Raw genomic sequence first — 22,513 nt, forward strand, 5'->3', positions numbered from 1 at the left:
GCAGCGGTCGGGGATTCGCCGCCGGATGCTTGGGAATCAGGCGGCCGGGTTGTGTCCGTCAGCCGGACTTCCGCGAAATCGTCCGAACGGGCGGCGGGCACAGCTGTGGCTGGAGGCCGGTCGGACCTGGGGGATCCGACCGGCTCGGTGGGCGTCAGCCTCGGGCGGCTTTGAGCAGGTCCTCGCGGGTGGTGAACTTGACACGTGGGCGGCCCGCGGACTTGCCCGCGGATTTCTCCGCTTGGTCGATCGCTCGCCAGCCCGCCCGGTCCACCAAGTCGGCCTGGCGCTCGGCGAGCAGGGCCTTCAGCGCGGCGCGGTCGGCTTGCGGGGGAGCGAGCTTGCCCGCGGTGAAGTCGGCGAGCAGCAACTCGACCGTCTCCTCGGAGTCGATCCGGTTCGATCCGATGACGCCGCGTGGTCCCCGCTTGATCCATCCGCTGACGTAGACGCCGCTCAGCATCGTCCCGTCGTCGCCGATGACCCGGCCGTGCTCGTTCGGCACGACGCCGCGCCGCTCGTCGAACGGCAGCTCCCCGATCCGCTCGCCGCGGTAGCCGATCGACCGCAGCACCAGCGAAGCGTCGATGCTCTCGGTGCGATCGGTCGGCCGCGCGACCAGCTGACCGTCTTCCTCGAACAGTTCGTTGTGCACGATCTCGACGGCCTCGACCCGCTCGCTGCCGGTGAGCGCGGTCGGCGAGGTCAGGTAGCGGAACACGATCCGCTTGTTGCCCTCCGCCCGGCGTCCGCCGGCGTATTCCTTGGCCAGCGTGTATTTCAACGCCAGCGACGGCTCGACCTGCGGGTCGTCCACGATCGCCTGGCTGGCGTGATCGAGTGCCAGGTCGGTCTCGTCCACGATGACGTCGACGCCCTTCAGATGCGCCAGCGCGAGGAATTCCGGCGAGGTGTAGGCCGCCTGCAGCGGGCCGCGCCTGCCGAGCACGACGACTTCGCGAATATTGCTCCGCCGCAGCGCCTCCAGCGCGTGATCGGCGATGTCGGTCTTGGCGAGTTCGTCGGGATCGACGGTCAGCACGCGCGCCACGTCCAACGCGACGTTGCCGTTGCCGACGATCACGGCCCGCTCGCCGGACAAGTCGAACGTGCGGTCGGCGAAATCGGGATGGCCGTTGTACCAGGCCACGAATTCGGTGGCGGAGTGGCTGCCCGGCAGGTCCTCGCCCGGGACGCCCATTCTGCGGTCGCTCGAGGCGCCGACCGCGTAGATCACGGCGTGGTGGTGACGCAGCAGTTCCTCGTGCGAGATGTGCGTACCCACCTCGACGTTGAGGTAGTACTGCAGGGTCTCGCGGCGGAACGCGGACTCGAACATGCCCGAGACGGTCTTGGTGCCCGGATGGTCGGGCGCGACGCCCGCCCGCACCAGGCCCCACGGGGTGGGCAGCCGGTCGAACATCTCGATTTCCACGTCGGCCCTGCGCAGCAGTTCGTCGGCCGCGTAGCAGGCCGCGGGACCGGCGCCGACGATCGCGACGCGCAGGGTGCCCAGCTCCTTCGGCGGACGCGAGGGGGTGACGATCGGATCGAAGTTCGATTCCAGCGGGTGCCGTTGGAAGTAGGCGGCGTTGATATCGCGGAATCGCGCCAGCGAAGCGGTCAGGTCGTCCTCGGAGAAGATGGCCTCCACCGGGCACGCGTCGACACAGGCGCCGCAGTCGATACAGGTGTCGGGGTCGATGTAGAGCATCTCGGTCGTCGCGAACTCCGGCTGATCCGGAGTGGGACGGATGCAGTCGACCGGGCACTCGGAGACGCAGCTGGCGTCGTTGCAACAACGCTGCGTGATTACGTAGGCCATATTGTGCTGATCCTCGAAGAAGTACGTGGGCCGTGGCCACCCAGGGGTTGTGGTGGACAGATGAGCGGCGTCCGTCACGTCCGCCGCGAGGGTCGCCCGCTGGAGCTCGTGATGTGATGCCGCTTTCAGTTTGCCTCGAGTGTGGTCGGGACCTCTCGCCCGGAGGGCTTACCGTATCTCCATGGCGCGGACCCTGATCCTCATGCGGCACGGCAAATCGGCCTATCCGGAGGGCGTCGGCGATCACGAGCGGCCGCTCGCGCCGCGGGGCAGGCGCGAGGCCGGGCTCGCGGGCGACTGGTTGCGCGCGACCCAGCCGCCGATCGACGCGGTGCGCTGTTCCACCGCCACGCGGACCAGGCAGACGCTCACGGCCACCGGGGTCACCGCGCCGGTCGTCTTCGAACCCGGGATCTACGAGGCCGCGCCGGAGACGCTCATCGAGCTGGTCCGCCTCGGCGACGACGACGTGACGACCCTGCTGATGGTCGGGCACGCGCCGGGGATGCCGTGGACCGCTTGGGAATTGGCGAGCAATCGTGATGCCGCCCCCGCGGTCGAACTCAGCCGGAAGTTCCCGACTTCAGCGCTCGCGGTGTTGCGTTTCGATCGCGACTGGGCGGACGTCGATCCGGGGACCGGTGAGCTGGTGCATTTCCACATACCGCGCTGACCGCACGCGATGGGTACGCGCGGTCAGCGCAGTAACCTGCCGCCGACCACGACGACCCCGCCGAGCACGAGTAGCAGCGCGAACGCGGCGAGTCCACCGAACAACCACCACACCACCCCGAGCGCGAGCGCGAACGGCGCGATCGCGACAGCGGTGATCACCGGGCTTTCCTTGACCGTCGCCCAGGCCGAACGGGCCCTGATCCGGTCGATGTCCTTTCCAGGCATGTTCCCAGCGTAGGCCGGAATCCGGGACTTTGTCGGTGCGCGATGGAATGCTCGCCGGATGGATTGGAAAATCGAGCTCGTCGCCATTCCGGTGACCGACGTCGACCGCGCCAAGGACTTCTACACCAAGATCGGTTTCAACGCCGACCACGACCACCGGGTCGACGAGAACCTGCGCTTCGTGCAACTGACCCCGCCCGGCTCCGGCTGCTCCATCTGTCTGGGCGAAGGCGTCACCGACGCGGCGCCCGGCAGTGTCCGGGGTATGCAGATGGTGGTGGCCAGCGCCGAGGACGCCTATCAGCAGTTGACCGCGGCAGGCGTGGACGCCACGCCGGTCCAGGATCTCGGCTGGGGGCTGTTCACCTTCTTCGCCGATCCGGATGGCAACAAATGGGCCGTCCAGCAGCTGCCCGACTACACCAGCTGAATCCGAGCCTTGCTTGGAGCGTACTCCAGGTGACTAGCGTCATCGATGTTCAACGGGAAGGGCGAGTGCAGTGAGTGAAACCGCCTCTCACGGGAGCGTGAGCGACGACAGGGAACAGCCCCGGTATTCGATCGGCGAGGTGTCCGAGCGGTCGGGGCTGAGCCGGGACACGCTGCGCTGGTACGAGCGGATCGGGCTGATGGACTACATCGGGCGCGACCACACCGGCAAGCGGCGATTCAGCGACCGGGATCTGGAATGGCTGGCGCTGATCGGGCGGCTGCGCACGACCGGCATGTCGGTGGCGGACATGGTGCGCTACGCCGAGCTGGTGCGGGCCGGGGACGCCACGCTCCCGCAACGGCTGGCGATGTTCCGGGACACCCGCGCGGAAGTGCTCGCCAAGATCGATGAACTTCGTCAGACCCTGGCCGTGCTCGATCGCAAGATCGCCCTCTACGAGGGCAAGAGCCGAGCGATCGAGCAGGCCGTGGGCACCACGCAGGACACCGAAGGGATCAAGGTATGACAACGGTCGGCACGCTGCCCACCACCGCGCTGGGCGGCGGCGACATCCGGGTGGGGACCCAAGGCCTGGGCTGCATGGGCATGAGCGAGTTCTACGGCCCCAGCGACCCCACCGAATCCCGGGCCACCTTGGACCGGGCGCTGGAGCTGGGTGTCACGCTGTTCGACACCGCCGACGTCTACGGCTCCGGTCACAACGAAGAATTTCTCAGCGATTTCGTCCGCGCCGAGCGCGACCGGCTGGTGATCGCCACCAAGTTCGGCATCGTCCGCAAGGCCGACGACCCTGCCTACCGGGGCTTCGACAACTCCCCCGCCTACATCCGCAACTCGGTGGAAGGCAGCTTGCGCAGGCTCGGGATCGACACCATCGATCTGTACTACATGCACCGCAAGGATCCCGCCGTGCCGATCGAGGACACGGTCGGCGCGATGGCGGAATTGGTGCGGGAGGGCAAGGTCCGCGCGCTCGGCCTGTCCGAGGTCACCGGAGCCGAACTGCGGGCGGCGCACGCGGTGCACCCGATCGCGGCCGTGCAGTCGGAATGGTCGCTGTTCTCCCGGGACGTCGAACGCACCGTGGTGCCTGCGGCCGCGGAACTGGATGTGACGTTCGTGCCGTACTCGCCGCTGGGTCGCGGCTTCCTGACCGGATCGTTCACCGGCACCGCGGACACGAACGATTTTCGCTCCTCGATGCCGCGCTTCACCGGCGAGAACGCGGCCCGCAACGCCGAGCTGCTCGCCCCGCTGCGGGCCATCGCCGAAGCACGCGGCATCACCCTGGCACAGGTGGCGCTGGCCTGGGCGCACGCCCAAGCCGGTGTGCACGACCTCGCGGTGGTCCCGATCCCCGGCACGCGCAGCCGGACCAGGCTCACCGAGAACGTCGCCGCCGCGACGATCGCACTGACCCTCGACGAGCTGGCGGCGCTGGAGCCGATCGCGGATCAGGTTTCCGGAACGCGGTACGCGGATATGTCGTTCACGTCCGCGGGCCGGGAGTGACCTTCGAGATCAGGAGACGACCATGTCGACGTTGACGCTCAACGTGCGCTTCCTCGCCAAGCCGGGTCGCGAGGCGGAATTGAAGGATCTGCTGCAAGGCATGATCGAACCGACGCTGGCGGAAGGCGGGTGCCTGCGGTACGAGCTCTACCTGCATCCCACCGACCCGAGCCGGATGGTGTTGCTGGAGGAGTGGGCCGACGAGGATGCCTTGGCCGCACATTTCCGGACACCGCACCTGAAGGCTCTCGCCACCGCGTTGCAGGAAGTCCTGGTCGAACCGTTCCAGTTGCGACGGTTCACCGAAATAGCCTGAGCCATCCGCTGATCCGGCGGCGCGCGCCAGGCCGGATCACCGGGGCGACGCTCCCGGCCGCGCCGATCCTCCGCGACCGGCGCGCAAACTTTCGGACCGAAGTCCGCTTATCCGGCGGCCTGGTCTGCGCCGTTCACCGGCGGCGACTAACATCCCACGAATATGAAGCCCGAAGCGCCACGCGACCGCGTCTGGATCGATAAGCAGACGCCGGCCGCGTTCCGCGCGCTCAACAGCGTCGCGAACGAGGTCAGGGCCGCGGGAGCGGCGGTGGGTCTGGATCGCCGGATCATCGAACTGGTCAATCTGCGCGTCTCCCAGCTCAACGGCTGCGCATACTGCCTGGACGTGCACTACCGGGCCGCCCTGGCAGCCGGCGCCACCGAGCAGGAGATCGCGGTGCTGCCCGGCTGGCGGCGCGGCGGCCCGTACACCCCGTTCGAGCGGGCCGTGCTCGCGGTAGCGGAAATCACCGCGACGCTTCCCGGCGAAGACGTCGTCGAGCGTGAGTACGCGTCGGCGCGCCGGTATCTGACGGACGACCAGTTGTCCGTCGTCATCTGGGTGGCCACCACGATCGGCGCGTTCAATCGGGTCTCGATTCTCAGCAGACATCCGGTCCGCGCACGGAAGGAGAAGACAACCATGACCGAATCGGCTTCGCAGTCCAAGGTCGTCCGCAACGACGAGCGGCATCGCTACGAGGTGTTCTACGGCGGGGAGCTGGCGGGATTCGCCGACTACGAGGAGCGCGACGACGAGACGGTGTTCACGCACACCGAGGTCGACGGCGCGTTCTCCGGCAAGGGCCTCGGCTCCGTCCTGGCCAAGAGCGCGATCGAGGACGTCGTCGAGCGCGGGCGCGTGATCCGTCCGGTGTGCCCGTTCATCAAGGCGTACCTGGACAAGCACCCGGATTACGACAAGCACGTGATCGGCAAGGGCGTCGATCGGTGAGTGATCTCGACCCCCGCCCGGCCGAGACGCTGTGTGAACCCGCGCCGGGCCCCGGCCCGGTCGCGGAGCGGTATCCGGCCCGTGAGGTGCCGCTCGGCGGGGTGCGCGGCGTCTTCGTCGAACGCGTGCTGCCGCAGCGGGACCTGCCCACCGTCGGCGCGTGGTGCTTCCTCGACCACTTCGGCTCGCCGACGGTCACCAAGACCGGTGCGCCGCCGGACATCGATCCGCATCCGCACATCGGCCTGCAAACGGTGACCTGGCCGTTCGAGGGCCGCATCCGGCATCGCGACTCGGTGGGCTCGGACGTGGAGATCGAACCCGGTCAGCTGAACCTGATGACCTCCGGACGCGGCATCGCCCACTCCGAGTACGCCGTCGCGGGCGCGCCCGCCGGGCACGGCCTGCAGCTGTGGATCGCCCTGCCGGGCGACCGCACCGGCATCGCCCCGCATTTCGAGCAGCATCGCGAGCTGCCGGTCGTGGAAACGCCCGGCCTCCGGGCGATCGTGCTGATCGGCGCACTGGCCGGGAAGACCTCGCCCGCGATCGCCTACACCCCCATCGTCGGCGCCGATGTGCGGCTGGCGGCCGGCGCCGACGTCACCCTTCCGCTCGACCCTCGTTTCGAGCACGCGGTGCTGGTGATCGAGGGCGAGGTGACCGTCGCGGGCGAGGAGCTCGCCCCCGGCCCCCTGCTGTACCTGGGCACCGAGCGCGACGAACTGCGGTTCGGCAGCGAAGGCGGCGCGCACTTCGCGCTGATCGGCGGCGAACCGTTCGGCGAGGAGCTGGTGATGTGGTGGAACTTTGTCGGCCGCAGCCACGAGGACATCACCGCCGCTCGGGCGGATTGGGAGAACCACGACGTCACCCGATTCGCCGACATCGCCGGCCATCCCCCGCGGCAGCGCATTCCGGCGCCGCCACTGCCCGGACTGCACCTGAAGCCACGCAAGCGCCGGATCGGCCCCGCCCGGGACTGAGTCGCGGCGCCGCGTATTCCGCGCGGCGGGTGGTTAGGGGGCCGGTTCACCTTCCCGGCCGGGCGGCCGGGTCCTCAGGGAGCACCGGCCCGCACTCAGCCGGCTTCCGCCTCGGCCTGCGTCCGTCGGTCGTTGTAAAGTCAAGTCGCCACCCGTTTTTCGGTGGGGAGGGGGCTTCCGATGGACGACTCGACGCAGCGGGTGATGGCTGCGCGCGAGGCCGTGCTGAAACTCGTTCCGTCGCCTTGGCACAGAGAGAAATTCCTGGCCGCCTTGGGCGAGTGGCGCGGGCGGCCGATCCAACTCGTGCCGGTCGCTTCGACGTTGTTGCCGGGAACCCTGGAACCGGGCCGCGGCACGCCGTGCGGTCTGTGGCTCGATTGCACCGATGTGGACGTGTTCGCCTACGCCGCGGGCACGACCGATTTCCATATCGATCAGATCATCGCGCACGAGACCGGCCATATGGTGCTCGATCACAATGCCGGGACCGCGGGCCTGACGGGAGTGCGGCAGCTGCTGCCGAGCATCGACCCGGCCATGGTCCGGCGGGTACTCGGACGCAGCGAGTTCGCCGACGATCAGGAAGACGAGGCCGAGCTGTTCGCGGACCTGCTGCTGTCGGGTGTCTCCCGCTGGCGTTCCTCGCGGCCGATGCGATCGTTCTGGGGTGGTGAGGGGTGACCTCCTCGGCCCCACCGGTCATCGCGTGGCTGATCATCGGAGGCAGCGCGCTGGTGGCCCTGCTGCGCCTGGCGTGGCTGCACGGCCGGTCCCGGCCCAGCGAACGCCAGGTGACCTATGCCCTGATCTGCGCGGTGATCGCGGCGCTGCTGCGCGAAGGGACCGTGCAGACCGCCCTGGCCGACGCCGGCCTGCTCGGCATCGGCTTCACCAGGCAACTCGGCACCACGTTCATCGTCGCGACCTTCGCGCCCCTGATCGTGCTGGCGCAATCGTGGTCGGAACGATGGTCGGAGCAGGCTTCGGCCGGGTACCGGCGGATGCGGCGGACCGTGTGGGTCGCGGCGGGCGTATCGATGACGCTGATGCTGCTGCTCGGCGCGCACGCTCGCGCCCTGGGCCAGTACATCGACCGGACCGAGGGCTGGCAAACGGTCGCCTACTTCGCGTTCTTCTCCGGGTGGTGCGGGGTGACCGGGCTTCTGGTGTTCGCGGCCAGCGTCCGAGAGCTGCGCGCGGGTCAGCTGCGGCCCTCGCACAGGTTCACCTATCTGCTGATCTTGGTCGTCGGCGCCTGGACGCTGGAGGAGGCCGTCTCCATCTTCGCCAGCTCGGTCTGCGCGGCGAGCGGGACCGGCACGGCGTTCGTCGATTTCCGGTTCCGGGCCAACGAGAACAACTTCGTCTACATGGTGGGCCTCGGCTCGCTGGCGGCGGGCGCCCGCGTGGGCACCGAGATCGCGCGGCGGCTGGGCATCGATTCGGCTTCGCGCACCATACGACAGCTGACCCCGATGTGGCGGGACCTGGTGACGACGTGCGCCGAGATCCCGCGCCCCGCGCACTCCGACCCCGACCCGGACCCGCGACGTCGCCTGCACCGGATGGTCGTCGAGATCCGGGACGCGCTGCTCGTGCTCGGGCGCTTCGCCGAACCACTACCGGCCGACGTGCCCGCTGACGTCGCCGAGGCGGTGCAGATCGCGCGCGCCTCGCATCGCAAAGCCCTTGGCGCTCAGCCGGGTTCCTATCTTCGGCTGCAGGCGTCGGGGCCCGGTCGAGACATCGTCGATGAAACCCGTACGTTGCGCCGTGTCGCGCGGCATTGGGGACGGGCGCAGACCTACCTGTGCGCACAACTGGACGGAGCAAGATGACCACGACGAATTCCCAGCACCGGATCCGGGCGAGTGACCGGGAGTTGCCGCACCCGCCGTTCCGGCTGCCCCTGGCCGGTGACGTATGGGATCTGCACGTCACCGACAGCAGTCAATGGGGCATGCGCGGCGCGCAGAAGTACGGCGGCATCTATGAACGCAACATCTTCGGGACCCGCGTGACGTATGTGTCGGATCCGGACCTGCTGCGCGAGATCAACGACGACGCGCTCTGGGCCAAATTCCTGGGCGTGCCGATCCGCGATCTGCGCACCGTCGCCGGGGACGGGCTGTTCACCGCGCACAACTCCGAACCGAACTGGGCCAAGGCCCACGCCATCCTCGCGCCGTCGTTCACCGCGGCGGCCATGCGCGGCTACCACGCCACCATGCGATCCTGTGCTGCCGAGCTCGTCGAGTACTGGACGGCACGGGCGGGCGAATGGGTCGACGTACCGGCCGACACCAACAAGGTCGCTCTGGAAGTCATCGGGCGGGCCGCGTTCGGCTACGACTTCGAGTCGTTCACCCGCCCCGACCCGCACCCCGTGGTCGCCGCGATGCTGCGCGCTCTGACCTACATCAACCGCGCCGCCTATTCCCACCCGCTCGTCGAACGCACCGTGTTCCGCGAGCAGCGCGCTCAGCACCGGCGCGACGTGGACCTCGTCAACCGGACGATCGATGAGGTGATCGCACAGCGCAGGCGGGAGGGCGCGGGCGCGCACGGCGACCTGCTGGATCGAATGCTCACCGTGCCGGATCCGGAAACGGGGGAACTGCTCGATCCGACCAATGTCCGCCACCAGATTCTCACGTTCCTCACCGCAGGCCACGAGACCACCGCGGGCGTCCTGGCCTTCGCGCTGCACTATCTGTCGGTCGACCCGGCCGTGGCCGCTCGGGCCCGCCAGGAAGTCGACGAGGTCTGCGGCGGCGATGACATCGCGTTCGAGCAGGTCGCGAAACTGCGCTATGTGCGGCGCATCGTGGACGAGACGCTCCGGCTGTGGCCGACGGCTCCGGGGTATTTCCGCAAGGCGCGCGCGGACACGATGCTGGACGGGCGCTACCCGTTCGAGAAGAACGAGTGGGTGTTCGTCGTTCTGCTCCAGCTCCATCGGCACGAGCTGTGGGGTGGTGATCCCGAACAGTTCGATCCCGACCGTTTCCTCCCCGAGCGCGTGCGCGGCCGCCATCCGGAGCTGTACCGGCCGTTCGGCGTGGGCATGCGCGCCTGCATCGGCCGCCAATTCGCGCAGCACGAGATGGTGCTGGTCTTGGCGACGCTGTTGCGCGCGTTCGATCTGAGCCCTGATCCGGATTACGTACTGCGCGTGCAGGAGACGATCACCTTGAAGCCGGATCGCTTGCGCCTCAGGGTCTCCCGGCGCGACGGTTGACCGCCCGCGCGCTTCGGCTCCGATCCCGCGACCGGAGCCGAAGCGTTCCGGCTCAGCCGCGTGCGAGCAAGGCGTCCAGTGCGCGGTAGCTCTCGTTGAGCCCGGACTCCATGCCGGACTGGAGCATTCCGTCCCGCTCCTGCGGCGTGTGGAACTGGCTGTCGGTGACCACCTTGGTACGACCGTCGCCGAGATCGATGAAGTTGACGCTGTCGATCGCCACGTGGGCGGGCATGCCGTCCCACTCGAAGGAGTACACGATGCGCTCCCGCGGGGTGACCTCGCGGAAGCGGCCCTCGAAGCCGTGGGCTTCCCCTTCGGCGTGCTCGATGAAACGCCAGTGCCCGCCCGGACGAAACTCCCAGCGCTCGATGTCGAGCCGGTTGCCGCGCCCCCACCACTGGGCGAGCAGCTCGAGCCTGCTGTAGGCGTCCCACACGCGCTCGAGCGAGGCGTCGAAGATCCGCTCCACGTGGATCGTGCGGTCGGTGTCGGCCGTGATGACGGCCTCGTTCGTGGTTGTGCTCATCGCTCCTGCTCCGTTCGTTCGAGGAATTCACCGAGACGGTCCAGCCGCGCTTCCACCATCCGCCGGTAACCCTGCATCCAGGCCACCTCGCGGTCGAAGACGTTCTCGCCGAGGCGGCAGTACCGCACCCGGCCGCGCTTCTCCGTGATCACCATGCCCGCGGCCTCCAGCAGCTGGATGTGCTTCTTGACGCCGGTGAGCGTCATCTCGAAGCGTTCCGCCAGCTCGCTGACGGTCGCGGGCCCCCTGCCGAGGCGTTCCAGGATCCCACGCCGGGTGGGATCCGCGAGCGCCCCGAAGGAGGCATCCAAGAAGTCATACTGAACCATCTAGTTCAGTGTTTCGCATCGAGGCGCGGACGTCAAGAGGGAATCGCCGGCGACTCGAGCGACGGTCGGCCGCGAATACCGCAGCCACACCGCGAGCATCCGGTGGCGAAGTAAGCCAGGGTCTTTCGCGGGGGAATCGGTGCAGAACTGCGACTCAGCACTTCTGATCGGACCCCGCGAGCGGTATCTTGTCCGGACGAACCGGACACGGGGGCGGGACATGGAAAGAGCATGATGAGGATCTCCCAAATCACCGCGGCGACTTTGGTGGCGCTGGCGGCCACCGCACTCACCACGAGCGCCGCACACGCGCAGCCCGCGCCCGCCGACGCGCCACTCGACCTGCACGGCACGTTCCACCAGGTCGCCTACGAGGTCGCGGCCACCGAGGACCGCCGCGCGGCGGTGGCGACCCTTCAGGACGGGACGTTCGAGCTGGCCCACGACGACCGGGTGGTGACGGTCGCCGATCGCGACGGACAAATCGTCGCCGCACTGCCGATGACGCTGCGCATCGGAGACCAGCGCGTGTCCCTGCGGCCCGTGCTCGAGGACGCGGGCCACCGGCTCACCGTGGCACCGGTCGCGATGGCCGACGCGCCGTTGCGCGATATCGGCGCCCAGGAGCGGTTCTACGCCGAGGCCGAGAAGGTCATGCCGACCATCCTGGCGGGAGCCGGGATCGGCGCCGCGATCGGCTTCATCGTCGGCTTCCCGCTCGGACTGTTCGTGCTCGACTTCATCACGGTGCCGGTCGCCGCGGTCGCGGGAGCCGCGATCGGCGCGATGGCCGGGTACGTCATCGGCGGCGGACAGCCCGCCGTCGACGCGGCGCTCGAGTACGTCACCGCGCCCTAGTCGAGCCGGTCGGCGGGCGTCAGCCGCTGCGTGCCGATCACCCGCAGCAAGTCCAGTTTCTCGGCGGCGTCGGTGCCCGGACGCGGTAGGTAGACCAGCAGGCGCTGGGCGGCATTGGGTGTGAGCAGCGTTTCGCAGACGATGTCGATCAGTCCGACCTGCGGATGCCGGATGCGCTTGATATCCGACAGCCGTACGGCCACGTGGTGCTCGTTCCAGAGCCGGTCGAACTCGGGACTCGCGGAGCGCAGCTCGATGATCAGCTCGGTCACGTCCGCGTCGCCCGCGCGGCGCGCGGCCGTGGCACGCAGATCGGCGACGTGGTTGTGGCCGAGCCGATCCCAGTCCTCCTCCGGGAAGATGGCGCGCGCCGAAGGGTCGGTGAACCAGCGGTAGGCGTAGTACCGATCCCACCCGCGGCGGTCGCCGTGATCGCCGACGAGCAGGGTGTGCATCCGGTTCTGCACGAGAACCTCGCCGAGATCGGTGACGACGGTGGCCGCGGTGTCGTCCAGCTTGGCGAGCAGGTGCATCAGGCCGGGGCCCACGTGCTTGTCGGTCGTCTCACGTCCCGGCGGGGCGTGGTCGCACAGGTGGTAGAGGTGGTCGCGTTCGTCGTTGCCGAAACGTAGGGCACGGGCGAGCGAGGCGAGCACCTGGGTGGAGGGACGCGGGCCGCGCGATTGCTCGAGCCGGGTGTAGTAGTCGGTCGAGATGCCCGCGAGCAGGGCGACCTCATCGCGGCGCAGCCCCGGCGTGCGCCGCCGGATACCGGGCGGCAACCCCACCTCGGCGGGCGTGAGCTGCTCGCGGCGGCGGCGCAGGAAATCGGCGAGTTCGGGGCGGTCCATGCCATAACTGTCCCCCGGAACGGCGTGCTCAGCCAGGGATCGCCGCTCCCCCGATAAGCGATCTCTCCCGCGTCGCTCGCGACCGGCGCAGGCTGATCCCATGACGACAACGAAGATCGACGAAGTGCGGCTCGGGGCCACCGGCCCGACCGTGAGCCGCATCGGCCTCGGCGCGATGAGCATGTCCGGCGCGTACGGCGCGACCGACGACGCCGAATCGACCGCGACCATCCACGCGGCGCTGGACTCCGGCGTCAACCTCATCGATACCGGCGATTTCTACGGTGCGGGACACAACGAGATGCTGATCGGCAAGGCCATCGCCGAGCGTCCCCGCGAGGACGTGGTCCTGAGCGTGAAGTTCGGCGCGCTGCGCGGGCCCGACGGCGCTTTCGTCGGCATAGACAACCGCCCGGCCGCGCTGCGCAATTTCCTGGCTTACAGCCTGCAGCGGCTCGGCGTCGACCACATCGACATCTACCGCCCCGCCCGGCTGGACCCGAGCGTGCCGATCGAGGACACCGTCGGCGCCATCGGCGAGCTGATCGAAGCCGGATATGTGCGCCACGTCGGCCTGTCCGAGGTCGGCCCGGAAACCATCCGGCGCGCCGCGGCCGTGCATCCCATCGTGGACCTGCAGATCGAGTACTCGCTGATCTCGCGGAACATCGAGGAGCGCATCCTGCCCGTCTGCCGCGAGCTCGGCATCAGCGTCACGGCCTACGGCGTGCTCTCCCGCGGCCTGCTCAGCGATGCGATCAAGCCCGGCGCCACCTTCGCCACGAGCGATTTCCGCGCCCACAGCCCGCGTTTCCAGGGCGAGAACCTCGACCGGAATCTGGAGCTGGTCCGCGCGCTGACCGAGATCGCGGCGCGCAAGGACGCCTCGGTGGCGCAACTGGCCATCGCCTGGGCGCTGACCCGAGGCGACGACATCGTGCCGCTCATCGGCACCCGCCGACGCGAACGCTGGGCGGAAGCCATACGCGCGCTGGATCTCTCGCTCACCGACGAGGAGTTGTCCACCATCGAAGCGGCCGTACCCGCCGACCGGGTCGCGGGCGACCGCTACGCCACGGCGCAGATGGCGATGCTCGACAGCGAGCAGTGAGATAGCGTCCGGAGCGTGGTTGCCGGGCCGCGCTTCGGACCACCCACCGCGCGCCATATAGCACCGCCGGTCCGGACCCCGTATCGCAAGCGCCCCGACCACGGTGTCGCCGGGGCCGTCAACTTGTTGGGCGCCTGGCGGCTGACCCCCAATTCGGCGGCGAGCACCGCCTGCGAGCGCAGCGCCCCGATACCCCGACGGCCGAGCCGGTCACCCGGCCGGAAATCCGCGGCAGCAGTGCGGCGATGGACTTTCTCGCCGCGACAACGGGCCGGTGACGATGCCCGCCCCGCGATTCGCACCGCACCGGCGTGCGCGGCATCCAGAGGCTCGGCCGCAATACCGGCCGCTCCACTGTGAAGCACGGCTGATCATCCCGTCCAGGCACTCAGCCGCGGCACCGGTTCCTGGCGTACCGCCGATCATTCCGGGCCGAGCACCTTGGGCGAGATCAGGACCGACGTGGACGAAGCACGGCCGTGAATGCCGCTACGGCGACCGTCCTTCCGGTTTTGTCGGTGATGTCCACCGGAACTTCGAGTTCGAGTGGCACTTTCGCCTCGATGTCCGCCCGCATCTTCGCCAGCGTCTCGTCGGAGAACGCGGAAGTCGCGCGAAACGGCCCCGCCTCCCCTTTGGCACGGGCCTTGTACTCGATACGCCCGTCCTTGGCGACGATGAACGTATCCCCCATCAGATCCACGATTCCCGACACCGACGCGCCCATCGCCGCGGTCTCGGCCATCCCGAACAACACCGCGGCGTGCAGATCCCCGTTGTGATTCAGATGTTCCGCCCTCGGCACGATCGACACCACGTTGCGCCCGGCCGCGAACTCCTCCCATTCCACTCCCGCGTACCGGATGAACCCCAGCTTCCGGAACCCGGCCACTACCAGGTCCGCCAACGCCACGCCGTCCACCGCCACCTCCAGGAACAGAACTGAAACCTGTTCCAGTTTTACTGACTCGCGCGCCGGTTGTCCACCACGCGCAAACGAATCCGGCCCCCGCTCCAGAACGGAGCGGGGGCCGGATGCCTTACGGCTGACGGATCAGCGGTAGTCGCTGAAGCCGTAGTCGTCGAGCGGGACTGCGGCGCCGGTGGTCTGACCGAAGCTGTCCGGGCTGTAGTAGGTGTCGTCGTAGGACGGCACCGCGTACGCGGCGGCACGGGCTTCCTCGGTCGGCTGCACCTGGATGTTGCGGTAGCGGTTGATACCGGTACCGGCCGGGATCAACTTACCGATGATCACGTTCTCCTTGAGGCCGATGAGCTTGTCGGAGCGGCAGTTGATCGCCGCGTCCGTCAGGACTCGGGTGGTCTCCTGGAAGGACGCCGCCGACAGCCACGAGTCGGTGGCCAGCGACGCCTTGGTGATACCCATCAGCACCGGGCGACCCGCCGCGGGCTCGTTGCCCTCGGCGACGACGCGACGGTTGGCGGCCTCGAACTCGGCGCGCTCGGTGAGCGAGCCGGGCAGGAACTCCGTGGCGCCCGAGTCGATGATCGTCACGCGACGCAGCATCTGGCGCACGATGACCTCGATGTGCTTGTCGTGGATCGACACACCCTGCGACCGATAGACCTCCTGGACCTCGTGGACCAGGTGGACCTGAACCTGACGCGGGCCCATGATGCGCAGCACCTCGTGCGGATCCGCCGCGCCTTCCAGCAGCTGCTGACCGACCTCGACGTGGTCACCGTCCGAGAGCAGGCGCTCGGTGCCATCGTCGTGCTTGAACACGCGCAGACGCTGACGCTTCGAGAGCTTGTCGTAGACAACCTCTTCGCCACCGTCATCCGGGATGATGGTGATCTTGTAGAAGCGATCGTCGTCCTCCAGCCGCACGCGACCGGAGACCTCGGCGATAGGCGCCTTGCCCTTCGGCACGCGCGCCTCGAACAGCTCCTGCACGCGGGGCAGACCGCCGGTGATGTCGTCACCCGCGACACCACCCTGGTGGAAGGTGCGCATGGTCAGCTGGGTACCGGGCTCACCGATGGACTGCGCGGCGACGATACCGACGGCCTCACCGATGTCGACCAGCTTGCCGGTCGCCATCGAACGGCCGTAGCAGGTCGCGCACACGCCGGTGCCGGTGGTGCAGGTCAGCACGGAGCGGACCTTCACCTCGGTGATGCCGGCCTCCAGCAGCGCCTCCAGCGCCGGGTCGCCGAGGTCGGCGCCCTTCGCCACGATGACGTTGCCCTGCGCGTCGAGCGCGTCGGCCGCGAGCGTCCGCGCGTAGGTGGATGTCTCCACGTGCGCGTCGCGGATGATCGAGCCGTCGAGCTGCTTCTCCGCGATCGGCACCACGATGCCGCGCTCGGTGCCGCAGTCGTGCTCGCGCACGATGACGTCCTGCGAGACGTCCACCAGACGACGGGTCAGGTAACCCGAGTCGGCGGTGCGCAGCGCGGTGTCGGCCAGACCCTTACGAGCGCCGTGGGTGTTGATGAAGTACTCCAGAACCGTCAGGCCCTCACGGAAGGAGGACTTGATCGGCCGCGGGATGAACTCACCCTTCGGGTTCGTCACCAGGCCCTTCATACCGGCGAGGGTACGGGTCTGGGTGAAGTTACCCGTGGCGCCCGAGTCGACGATCGTGATGATCGGGTTGTCGGCCGGGTAGTGCGCGCGCAGCGCCTTACCGACCTCCTCGGTCGCCTCCTGCCAGATCTTGACCAGGGCGTTGTTGCGCTCCTGGTGATCGAGCGCACCACGCTGGTACTTCTTCTCGATCTGATCCGACTGCGCCTCGTAGCGCTCCATGATCTCGGCCTTCTCCGGCGGCACGAGCACGTCGGACATGGAGACCGTCACGCCGGAACGCGTGGCCCAGTAGAAGCCGGCGTCCTTGAGCTTGTCGACGGTCTGCGCGACCACGATCATCGGGTAACGCTCGGCGAGATCGTTGATGATCGTCGCCTGGCGCTTCTTGGGCATCTGCTCGTTGATGAACGCGTAGTCCGCGGGCAGCAGCTCGTTGAACAGCACCCGGCCCAGCGTCGTCTCGGTGGTCCACGCGTCGCCGCGCCGCCAGCCCTCCGGGAACAGCTCCGCCTCGACGTCCTTGGGCGGACGCTGGTCGGTCAGCCGGACCTTGATCAGCGAACGCACGGTGAGCTCACCGCGGTCCACCGCCATCTGCGCCTCGGCGGGCGAGGAGTACACGCCCCGCTCCGGACCGTCGGCGGTGGCCGGCTGGTAGGAGCCCTTCGCGCCCTCTTCCAGACGGGTCAGGTAGTACAGACCGGTCACCATGTCCAGACGCGGCATGGCCAGCGGCCGGCCGGAAGCGGGCGACAGGATGTTGTTCGACGACAGCATCAGCACGCGCGCCTCGGCCTGCGCCTCCGCCGACAGCGGCAGGTGCACGGCCATCTGGTCACCGTCGAAGTCGGCGTTGAACGCCTCACAGACCAGCGGGTGCAGCTGGATGGCCTTGCCTTCCACCAGCTGCGGCTCGAAGGCCTGGATACCGAGACGGTGCAGGGTGGGCGCGCGGTTGAGCAGCACCGGGTGTTCGGCGATGACCTCTTCGAGGACGTCCCACACCTGCGGCCGCTGCCGCTCCACCATCCGCTTGGCGGACTTGATGTTCTGCGCGTGGTTCAGGTCGACCAGGCGCTTCATCACGAACGGCTTGAACAGCTCCAGCGCCATCAGCTTGGGCAGACCGCACTGGTGCAGCTTCAGCTGCGGACCGACGACGATGACCGAACGGCCGGAGTAGTCGACGCGCTTACCGAGCAGGTTCTGACGGAAGCGGCCCTGCTTGCCCTTGAGCAGGTCGGACAGCGACTTGAGCGGACGGTTGCCCGGCCCGGTGACCGGACGGCCGCGGCGGCCGTTGTCGAACAGGGCGTCGACGGACTCCTGCAGCATCCGCTTCTCGTTGTTGACGATGATCTCGGGCGCGCCGAGGTCGATCAGTCGCTTGAGGCGGTTGTTGCGGTTGATCACGCGACGGTACAGGTCGTTCAGGTCGGAGGTGGCGAAGCGGCCACCGTCGAGCTGAACCATCGGGCGCAGCTCCGGCGGGATCACCGGAACGGCGTCGAGCACCATGCCCATCGGCGAGTTGCCGTTGGCCTGGAAGGCCGCGACGACCTTGAGCCGCTTGAGCGCGCGCAGCTTCTTCTGGCCCTTGCCGGTGCGAATGGTCTCGCGCAGCGACTCGGCCTCGGCCTCGATGTCGAAGCTCTCCATCAGCTTCTGGATGGACTCCGCGCCCATCGCGCCGGTGAAGTACTCGCCGTAGCGGTCGACCAGCTCACGGTAGAGCACCTCGTCGACGATGAGCTGCTTGGGCGCCAGCTTGGTGAAGGTGTTCCAGATCTCCTCCAGCCGGTCCAGCTCACGCTGGGCGCGGTCGCGGAGCTGGCGCATCTCCCGCTCGCCGCCGTCCTTGACCTTGCGGCGGACGTCGGACTTGGCGCCTTCGGCCTCCAGCTCGGCCAGGTCGGCCTCGAGCTTCTGGGCGCGGGCCTCGAGGTCGGCGTCGCGCTGGTCGGCGACCGCCTTCTTCTCGACCTCCATCTCGGCCTCGAGCGTGGACAGCTCGTTGTGCCGCAGCTCCTCGTCGACCGCCACGATGACGTAGGCGGCGAAGTAGATGATCTTCTCCAGATCCTTCGGCGCCAGGTCGAGCAGGTAGCCAAGGCGCGAGGGCACGCCCTTGAAGTACCAGATGTGGGTGACCGGAGCGGCCAGCTCGATGTGGCCCATGCGCTCGCGGCGCACCTTGGCGCGAGTCACCTCGACGCCACAGCGCTCACAGATGATGCCCTTGAAGCGGACGCGCTTGTACTTGCCGCAGTAGCACTCCCAGTCCCGGGTGGGACCGAAGATCTTCTCGCAGAACAGGCCGTCCTTCTCCGGCTTGAGCGTGCGGTAGTTGATGGTCTCCGGCTTCTTCACCTCGCCGTAGGACCACTGACGGATGTCCTCGGCGGTGGCCAGGCCGATCCGGAGTTCATCGAAGAAGTTGACGTCTAGCACGTAACTTCCTTTCCCCTGTGCGGGTCGAATTCGAGCAAAAGTTCACTAGTGAGTTATGTGCGGGGCCGGATGCCGTCTGCGCGGCATCCGGCCTGCCGCCTAGTTCGCCAGATCGTCGACGGTGGCCGCTTCGTTCCTCGACAGGTTGATGCCCAGGTTGGCCGCCGCACGCTCCAGGTCCTCGTCCTCGCCTTCGCGCAGCTCGATCGCGGCGCCGTCGGACGACAGCACTTCGACGTTGAGGCACAGCGACTGGAGTTCCTTGAGCAGGACCTTGAACGATTCCGGGATGCCCGGTTCCGGGATGTTCTCGCCCTTGACGATCGCCTCGTAGACCTTCACGCGGCCGACGACGTCGTCGGACTTGATGGTCAGCAGTTCCTGCAGGGTGTAGGCCGCGCCGTAGGCCTGCATGGCCCAGCACTCCATCTCGCCGAAACGCTGGCCACCGAACTGCGCCTTACCGCCCAGCGGCTGCTGGGTGATCATCGAGTACGGGCCGGTCGAGCGCGCGTGGATCTTGTCGTCGACCAGGTGGTGCAGCTTCAGGATGTACATGTAGCCCACCGCCACCGGGTACGGGAACGGTTCACCGGAACGCCCGTCGAACAGCGTGGCCTTGCCGTCGTCGTTGACCATCCGCTCGCCGTCGCGGTTGGGCAGCGTCGAGGCCAGCAGACCGGTCAGCTCCTCCTCCCGCGCGCCGTCGAACACCGGCGTGGCGATGTTGGAGTCGGCCGGAGCGCCGAGCATCTGTTCCGGCAGCGCCTGCGCCCAATCGGGGCGGGTGCCGTCGGTCGCGACGTCGACCTTCCAGCCTGCTTTGCCGATCCAGCCCAGATGGGTTTCCAGGATCTGGCCGATGTTCATACGACGCGGCACACCGTGGGTGTTGAGGATGATGTCGACCGGGGTGCCATCCGGCAGGAACGGCATGTCCTCGGTCGGCAGGATCTTGCCGATGACACCCTTGTTGCCGTGGCGGCCTGCGAGCTTGTCACCGTCCTGGATCTTGCGCTTCTGCGCCACATACACCCGAACCAGCTCGTTGACACCCGGCGGCAGATCATCGTCGTCCTCCCGGGAGAACACCCGGATCCCGATCACCTTGCCGGACTCACCATGGGGCACCTTCAACGAGGTATCACGCACCTCCCGCGCCTTCTCCCCGAAGATCGCCCGCAACAACCGCTCCTCCGGAGTCAGCTCGGTCTCACCCTTCGGGGTCACCTTGCCCACCAGGATGTCACCGTCACGCACCTCCGCACCGATACGCACGATGCCACGCTCGTCCAGATCGGCGAGCACCTCATCGGAGACGTTCGGGATATCGCGGGTGATCTCCTCGGCACCCAGCTTGGTGTCACGAGCATCGATCTCGTGCTCCTCGATATGAATCGAAGTGAGCACGTCCTCCTCCACCAACCGCTGCGACAGGATGATCGCGTCCTCGTAGTTGTGCCCCTCCCACGGCATGATCGCCACCAACAGGTTCTTACCCAGCGCCATCTCACCGTTCTCGGTGCACGGACCATCGGCCAGCACCTGGCCGCGCTCCACCCGCTGACCCTCGTCCACGATCGGACGCTGGTTGGCGCACGTGCCCTGGTTGGACCGAGCGAACTTGCGCATCCGGTAGGACTTGCGGGTGCCGTCGTCGGCCATCACGGTGACGTAGTCGGCGGAGACCTCCTCGACCACACCGGCCTTCTCGTTCACCACGACGTCGCCCGCGTCCACGGCCGCGCGCAGCTCCATGCCGGTGCCGACGATCGGCGCCTCGGAACGGATCAGCGGAACCGCCTGACGCTGCATGTTCGCGCCCATGAGGGCGCGGTTGGCGTCGTCGTGCTCGAGGAACGGGATCATCGCCGTCGCGACCGACACCATCTGGCGCGGCGAGACGTCCATGAAGTCGACCTCGGTGGCCGCGACGAGCTCGTTCTCCTCGTTGCCGCGGCGGCACAGCACCCGGTCCTCGAGGAAGCGGCCGTCCGCGTCGACCGGCGAGTTCGCCTGGGCGCGCACGTGGCGGTCCTCTTCGTCGGCGGTCAGGTAGACCACCTCGTCGGTGACCCGGCCGTCGACGACCTTGCGGTACGGGGTTTCGATGAAGCCGAACGGGTTGACCCGCGCGTACACCGACAGCGAGCCGATCAGGCCGATGTTCGGGCCTTCCGGGGTCTCGATCGGGCACATCCGGCCGTAGTGCGACGGGTGGACGTCACGGACTTCCAGGCCGGCGCGCTCACGAGACAGACCACCCGGGCCCAGCGCCGACAGGCGGCGCTTGTGGGTCAGACCCGACAGCGGGTTGTTCTGGTCCATGAACTGCGACAGCTGGGAGGTTCCGAAGAACTCCTTGATCGCGGCGACGACCGGGCGGATGTTGATCAGGGTCTGCGGCGTGATCGCCTCGACGTCCTGCGTGGTCATCCGCTCGCGGACCACGCGCTCCATGCGGGAGAGACCGACCCGGATCTGGTTCTGGATCAGCTCGCCCACGGTGCGCAGTCGACGGTTGCCGAAGTGGTCGATGTCGTCCACTTCCACCGGGACCTCGACGCCGCCGGGAGCGGTCATGGTCTTGTCACCGGAGTGCAGGCGCACCAGGTACTCGATGGTGTTGACGATGTCTTCCTTCGTCAGCACCGAACCGACGACCTGCTCGCCCAGGTGGATGCCCAGCTTCTTGTTGATCTTGTAGCGACCCACGCGCGCCAGGTCGTAGCGCTTCTCCTTGAAGAACAGATTCTCCAGCAGGGTCTGCGCCGACTCCTTGGTCGGCGGCTCGCCCGGACGCAGCTTGCGGTAGATGTCCAGCAGCGCCTCGTCCTGGCCCGCGGTGTTGTCCTTCTCCAGGGTCGACATCATGATCTCGGAGAAGCCGAAGCGCTCGACGATCTCCTCGGTGGTCCACCCCAGCGCCTTGAGCAGCACGGTGACCGGCTGGCGGCGTTTGCGGTCGATGCGCACACCCACGGTGTCGCGCTTGTCCACGTCGAACTCCAGCCACGCACCGCGCGACGGGATCACCCGCACGCTGTGCAGGTCCTTCTCCGTGCCCTTGTCCACACTGTGGTCGAAGTACACACCCGGCGAACGCACCAGCTGCGACACCACGACGCGCTCGGTGCCGTTGATGATGAACGTGCCCTTGTCGGTCATCATCGGGAAATCACCCATGAAGACCGTCTGGCTCTTGATCTCACCGGTGTTGTTGTTGATGAACTCCGCCGTCACGAACAGCGGAGCCGCATACGTCATGTCCTTGTCTTTGCACTCGTCGATCGAGGCCTTGACCTCCTCGAAGCGCGGATCGGAGAAGGACAGCGACATGGAGCCGGAGAAGTCCTCGATCGGAGACAGCTCCTCGAGCACCTCCTCGAGGCCACCGACTAGGCCGACGTCGCCGCGAGCGGCCGCGCGCTCGCGCCAATCCGGCGAACCGATCAACCAGGCGAACGATTCCGTTTGTAGGTCGAGAAGCCCGGGCACCTCCAAGGGTTCACGGATCTTCGCGAAAGACACCCGCAACGGGGCTCCGGGGATTCCGGCAACTGCCTTGGTCTGGGTGGAGACTGCCAAGATGCGTCCTTCCAGCACCTCATGCGCGTCGCGTGGTGGTCCGCG

At 68.0% G+C, this 22,513-nt stretch carries 20 protein-coding genes; 12 read left to right on the plus strand and 8 right to left on the minus strand.

All coding sequences use genetic code 11. From position 1 onward, the window contains the following. Window positions 1-154: 154 nt before the first annotated feature. Window positions 155-1,825, minus strand: a complete 1,671-nt coding sequence (locus QMG86_RS27925; protein WP_281875690.1) for an FAD-dependent oxidoreductase — start codon at window positions 1,823-1,825, stop codon at window positions 155-157. Window positions 1,826-2,006: 181 nt separating this feature from the next. Here QMG86_RS27925 and QMG86_RS27930 point away from each other — a divergent pair, with 181 nt between their 5' ends. Then, window positions 2,007-2,498 (plus strand): SixA phosphatase family protein, encoded by a 492-nt coding sequence (locus tag QMG86_RS27930; RefSeq protein ID WP_281875691.1) that lies wholly within the window; start codon window positions 2,007-2,009, stop codon window positions 2,496-2,498. A 23-nt stretch (window positions 2,499-2,521) separates the two neighbouring features. Here QMG86_RS27930 and QMG86_RS27935 read toward each other — a convergent pair whose 3' ends face one another. Next, window positions 2,522-2,725: a hypothetical protein gene (locus QMG86_RS27935; protein ID WP_159849860.1), complete on the minus strand. Its 204-nt coding sequence runs from the start codon at window positions 2,723-2,725 to the stop codon at window positions 2,522-2,524. 58 nt (window positions 2,726-2,783) lie between these two features. Between QMG86_RS27935 and QMG86_RS27940 the strand changes: the two genes are divergently transcribed. The 9 genes from QMG86_RS27940 (at window position 2,784) to QMG86_RS27980 (ending at window position 10,194) form a co-directional block, all read left to right on the plus strand. Further along, on the plus strand, window positions 2,784-3,155 hold the full coding sequence (locus QMG86_RS27940) for a glyoxalase superfamily protein (RefSeq protein WP_281875694.1): 372 nt from the start codon (window positions 2,784-2,786) through the stop codon (window positions 3,153-3,155). A 97-nt stretch (window positions 3,156-3,252) separates the two neighbouring features. Then, on the plus strand, window positions 3,253-3,684 hold the full coding sequence (locus QMG86_RS27945) for a MerR family transcriptional regulator (RefSeq protein ID WP_281875696.1): 432 nt from the start codon (window positions 3,253-3,255) through the stop codon (window positions 3,682-3,684). Next, on the plus strand, window positions 3,681-4,691 hold the full coding sequence (locus tag QMG86_RS27950; RefSeq protein WP_281875698.1) for an aldo/keto reductase: 1,011 nt from the start codon (window positions 3,681-3,683) through the stop codon (window positions 4,689-4,691). Before QMG86_RS27945 ends, QMG86_RS27950 begins: the two co-directional genes overlap by 4 nt. 22 nt (window positions 4,692-4,713) lie before the next feature. Beyond that, window positions 4,714-5,007 carry a putative quinol monooxygenase gene (locus tag QMG86_RS27955; protein WP_281875699.1) on the plus strand — a complete coding sequence of 98 codons (294 nt, stop codon included), beginning with the start codon at window positions 4,714-4,716 and terminating at the stop codon, window positions 5,005-5,007. 162 nt (window positions 5,008-5,169) lie between these two features. Continuing rightward, window positions 5,170-5,964, plus strand: coding sequence for a GNAT family N-acetyltransferase (locus QMG86_RS27960; protein WP_281875701.1), 795 nt, complete (start codon window positions 5,170-5,172; stop codon window positions 5,962-5,964). After that, on the plus strand, window positions 5,961-6,950 hold the full coding sequence (locus QMG86_RS27965; protein WP_281875703.1) for a pirin family protein: 990 nt from the start codon (window positions 5,961-5,963) through the stop codon (window positions 6,948-6,950). The genes QMG86_RS27960 and QMG86_RS27965 overlap by 4 nt, the downstream gene beginning before the upstream one ends. A 180-nt stretch (window positions 6,951-7,130) precedes the next feature. Next, window positions 7,131-7,634, plus strand: a complete 504-nt coding sequence (locus tag QMG86_RS27970) for a hypothetical protein (RefSeq protein WP_281875704.1) — start codon at window positions 7,131-7,133, stop codon at window positions 7,632-7,634. Continuing rightward, window positions 7,631-8,791, plus strand: coding sequence for an MAB_1171c family putative transporter (locus tag QMG86_RS27975; RefSeq protein ID WP_281875706.1), 1,161 nt, complete (start codon window positions 7,631-7,633; stop codon window positions 8,789-8,791). Before QMG86_RS27970 ends, QMG86_RS27975 begins: the two co-directional genes overlap by 4 nt. Further along, entirely contained in the window at window positions 8,788-10,194 is a 1,407-nt protein-coding gene (locus QMG86_RS27980) for a cytochrome P450 (RefSeq protein WP_281875708.1), read from the plus strand. Before QMG86_RS27975 ends, QMG86_RS27980 begins: the two co-directional genes overlap by 4 nt. 52 nt (window positions 10,195-10,246) lie before the next feature. Here QMG86_RS27980 and QMG86_RS27985 read toward each other — a convergent pair whose 3' ends face one another. Next, a complete protein-coding gene (locus QMG86_RS27985) occupies window positions 10,247-10,723 on the minus strand; it encodes an SRPBCC family protein (protein ID WP_281875709.1) in 477 nt (158 codons plus the stop codon). Further along, window positions 10,720-11,052 (minus strand): ArsR/SmtB family transcription factor, encoded by a 333-nt coding sequence (locus tag QMG86_RS27990; RefSeq protein WP_281875712.1) that lies wholly within the window; start codon window positions 11,050-11,052, stop codon window positions 10,720-10,722. The genes QMG86_RS27985 and QMG86_RS27990 overlap by 4 nt, the downstream gene beginning before the upstream one ends. 234 nt (window positions 11,053-11,286) lie before the next feature. Between QMG86_RS27990 and QMG86_RS27995 the strand changes: the two genes are divergently transcribed. Next, window positions 11,287-11,910: a DUF8020 domain-containing protein gene (locus QMG86_RS27995; protein WP_281875713.1), complete on the plus strand. Its 624-nt coding sequence runs from the start codon at window positions 11,287-11,289 to the stop codon at window positions 11,908-11,910. On the opposite strand, the gene QMG86_RS28000 is transcribed toward QMG86_RS27995, so the two are convergent. Then, complete coding sequence (locus tag QMG86_RS28000) at window positions 11,907-12,761, minus strand: helix-turn-helix transcriptional regulator (protein ID WP_281875714.1); 855 nt, start codon at window positions 12,759-12,761, stop codon at window positions 11,907-11,909. The genes QMG86_RS27995 and QMG86_RS28000 overlap by 4 nt on opposite strands. A 100-nt stretch (window positions 12,762-12,861) precedes the next feature. On the opposite strand from QMG86_RS28000, the gene QMG86_RS28005 reads away from it, so the two are divergent. Next, window positions 12,862-13,872 (plus strand): aldo/keto reductase, encoded by a 1,011-nt coding sequence (locus tag QMG86_RS28005; RefSeq protein ID WP_281875715.1) that lies wholly within the window; start codon window positions 12,862-12,864, stop codon window positions 13,870-13,872. 451 nt (window positions 13,873-14,323) lie between these two features. On the opposite strand, the gene QMG86_RS28010 is transcribed toward QMG86_RS28005, so the two are convergent. The 3 genes from QMG86_RS28010 to rpoB form a co-directional block, all read right to left on the minus strand. Further along, complete coding sequence (locus QMG86_RS28010) at window positions 14,324-14,785, minus strand: PaaI family thioesterase (RefSeq protein WP_281875716.1); 462 nt, start codon at window positions 14,783-14,785, stop codon at window positions 14,324-14,326. 141 nt (window positions 14,786-14,926) lie between these two features. Continuing rightward, the gene (locus tag QMG86_RS28015; protein ID WP_281875717.1) at window positions 14,927-18,880 is read right to left on the minus strand and encodes a DNA-directed RNA polymerase subunit beta'; all 3,954 of its coding nucleotides are present in this window, start codon (window positions 18,878-18,880) and stop codon (window positions 14,927-14,929) included. Between the two features lie 99 nt (window positions 18,881-18,979). Further along, entirely contained in the window at window positions 18,980-22,486 is a 3,507-nt protein-coding gene (rpoB, locus tag QMG86_RS28020) for a DNA-directed RNA polymerase subunit beta (protein ID WP_281875718.1), read from the minus strand. Window positions 22,487-22,513 lie beyond the last annotated feature (27 nt).

The sequence above is a fragment of the Nocardia sputorum genome (assembly GCF_027924405.1).
Classification (GTDB): Bacteria; Actinomycetota; Actinomycetes; order Mycobacteriales; family Mycobacteriaceae; genus Nocardia; species Nocardia sputorum.

What these genes read in the sequence shown, in the direction of transcription:
- QMG86_RS27930 (WP_281875691.1), top strand. Translation starts at nt 2,007, where the DNA reads ATGGCGCGGACCCTGATCCTCATGCGGCACGGCAAATCGGCCTATCCG.
- QMG86_RS27995 (WP_281875713.1), top strand. Translation starts at nt 11,287, where the DNA reads ATGAGGATCTCCCAAATCACCGCGGCGACTTTGGTGGCGCTGGCGGCC.
- QMG86_RS27990 (WP_281875712.1), bottom strand. Translation starts at nt 11,052, where the DNA reads ATGGTTCAGTATGACTTCTTGGATGCCTCCTTCGGGGCGCTCGCGGAT.
- QMG86_RS27950 (WP_281875698.1), top strand. Translation starts at nt 3,681, where the DNA reads ATGACAACGGTCGGCACGCTGCCCACCACCGCGCTGGGCGGCGGCGAC.
- QMG86_RS27955 (WP_281875699.1), top strand. Translation starts at nt 4,714, where the DNA reads ATGTCGACGTTGACGCTCAACGTGCGCTTCCTCGCCAAGCCGGGTCGC.
- QMG86_RS28005 (WP_281875715.1), top strand. Translation starts at nt 12,862, where the DNA reads ATGACGACAACGAAGATCGACGAAGTGCGGCTCGGGGCCACCGGCCCG.
- QMG86_RS27970 (WP_281875704.1), top strand. Translation starts at nt 7,131, where the DNA reads ATGGACGACTCGACGCAGCGGGTGATGGCTGCGCGCGAGGCCGTGCTG.
- QMG86_RS27935 (WP_159849860.1), bottom strand. Translation starts at nt 2,725, where the DNA reads ATGCCTGGAAAGGACATCGACCGGATCAGGGCCCGTTCGGCCTGGGCG.
- QMG86_RS28000 (WP_281875714.1), bottom strand. Translation starts at nt 12,761, where the DNA reads ATGGACCGCCCCGAACTCGCCGATTTCCTGCGCCGCCGCCGCGAGCAG.
- QMG86_RS27980 (WP_281875708.1), top strand. Translation starts at nt 8,788, where the DNA reads ATGACCACGACGAATTCCCAGCACCGGATCCGGGCGAGTGACCGGGAG.
- QMG86_RS27940 (WP_281875694.1), top strand. Translation starts at nt 2,784, where the DNA reads ATGGATTGGAAAATCGAGCTCGTCGCCATTCCGGTGACCGACGTCGAC.
- QMG86_RS27925 (WP_281875690.1), bottom strand. Translation starts at nt 1,825, where the DNA reads ATGGCCTACGTAATCACGCAGCGTTGTTGCAACGACGCCAGCTGCGTC.
- QMG86_RS27960 (WP_281875701.1), top strand. Translation starts at nt 5,170, where the DNA reads ATGAAGCCCGAAGCGCCACGCGACCGCGTCTGGATCGATAAGCAGACG.
- QMG86_RS27985 (WP_281875709.1), bottom strand. Translation starts at nt 10,723, where the DNA reads ATGAGCACAACCACGAACGAGGCCGTCATCACGGCCGACACCGACCGC.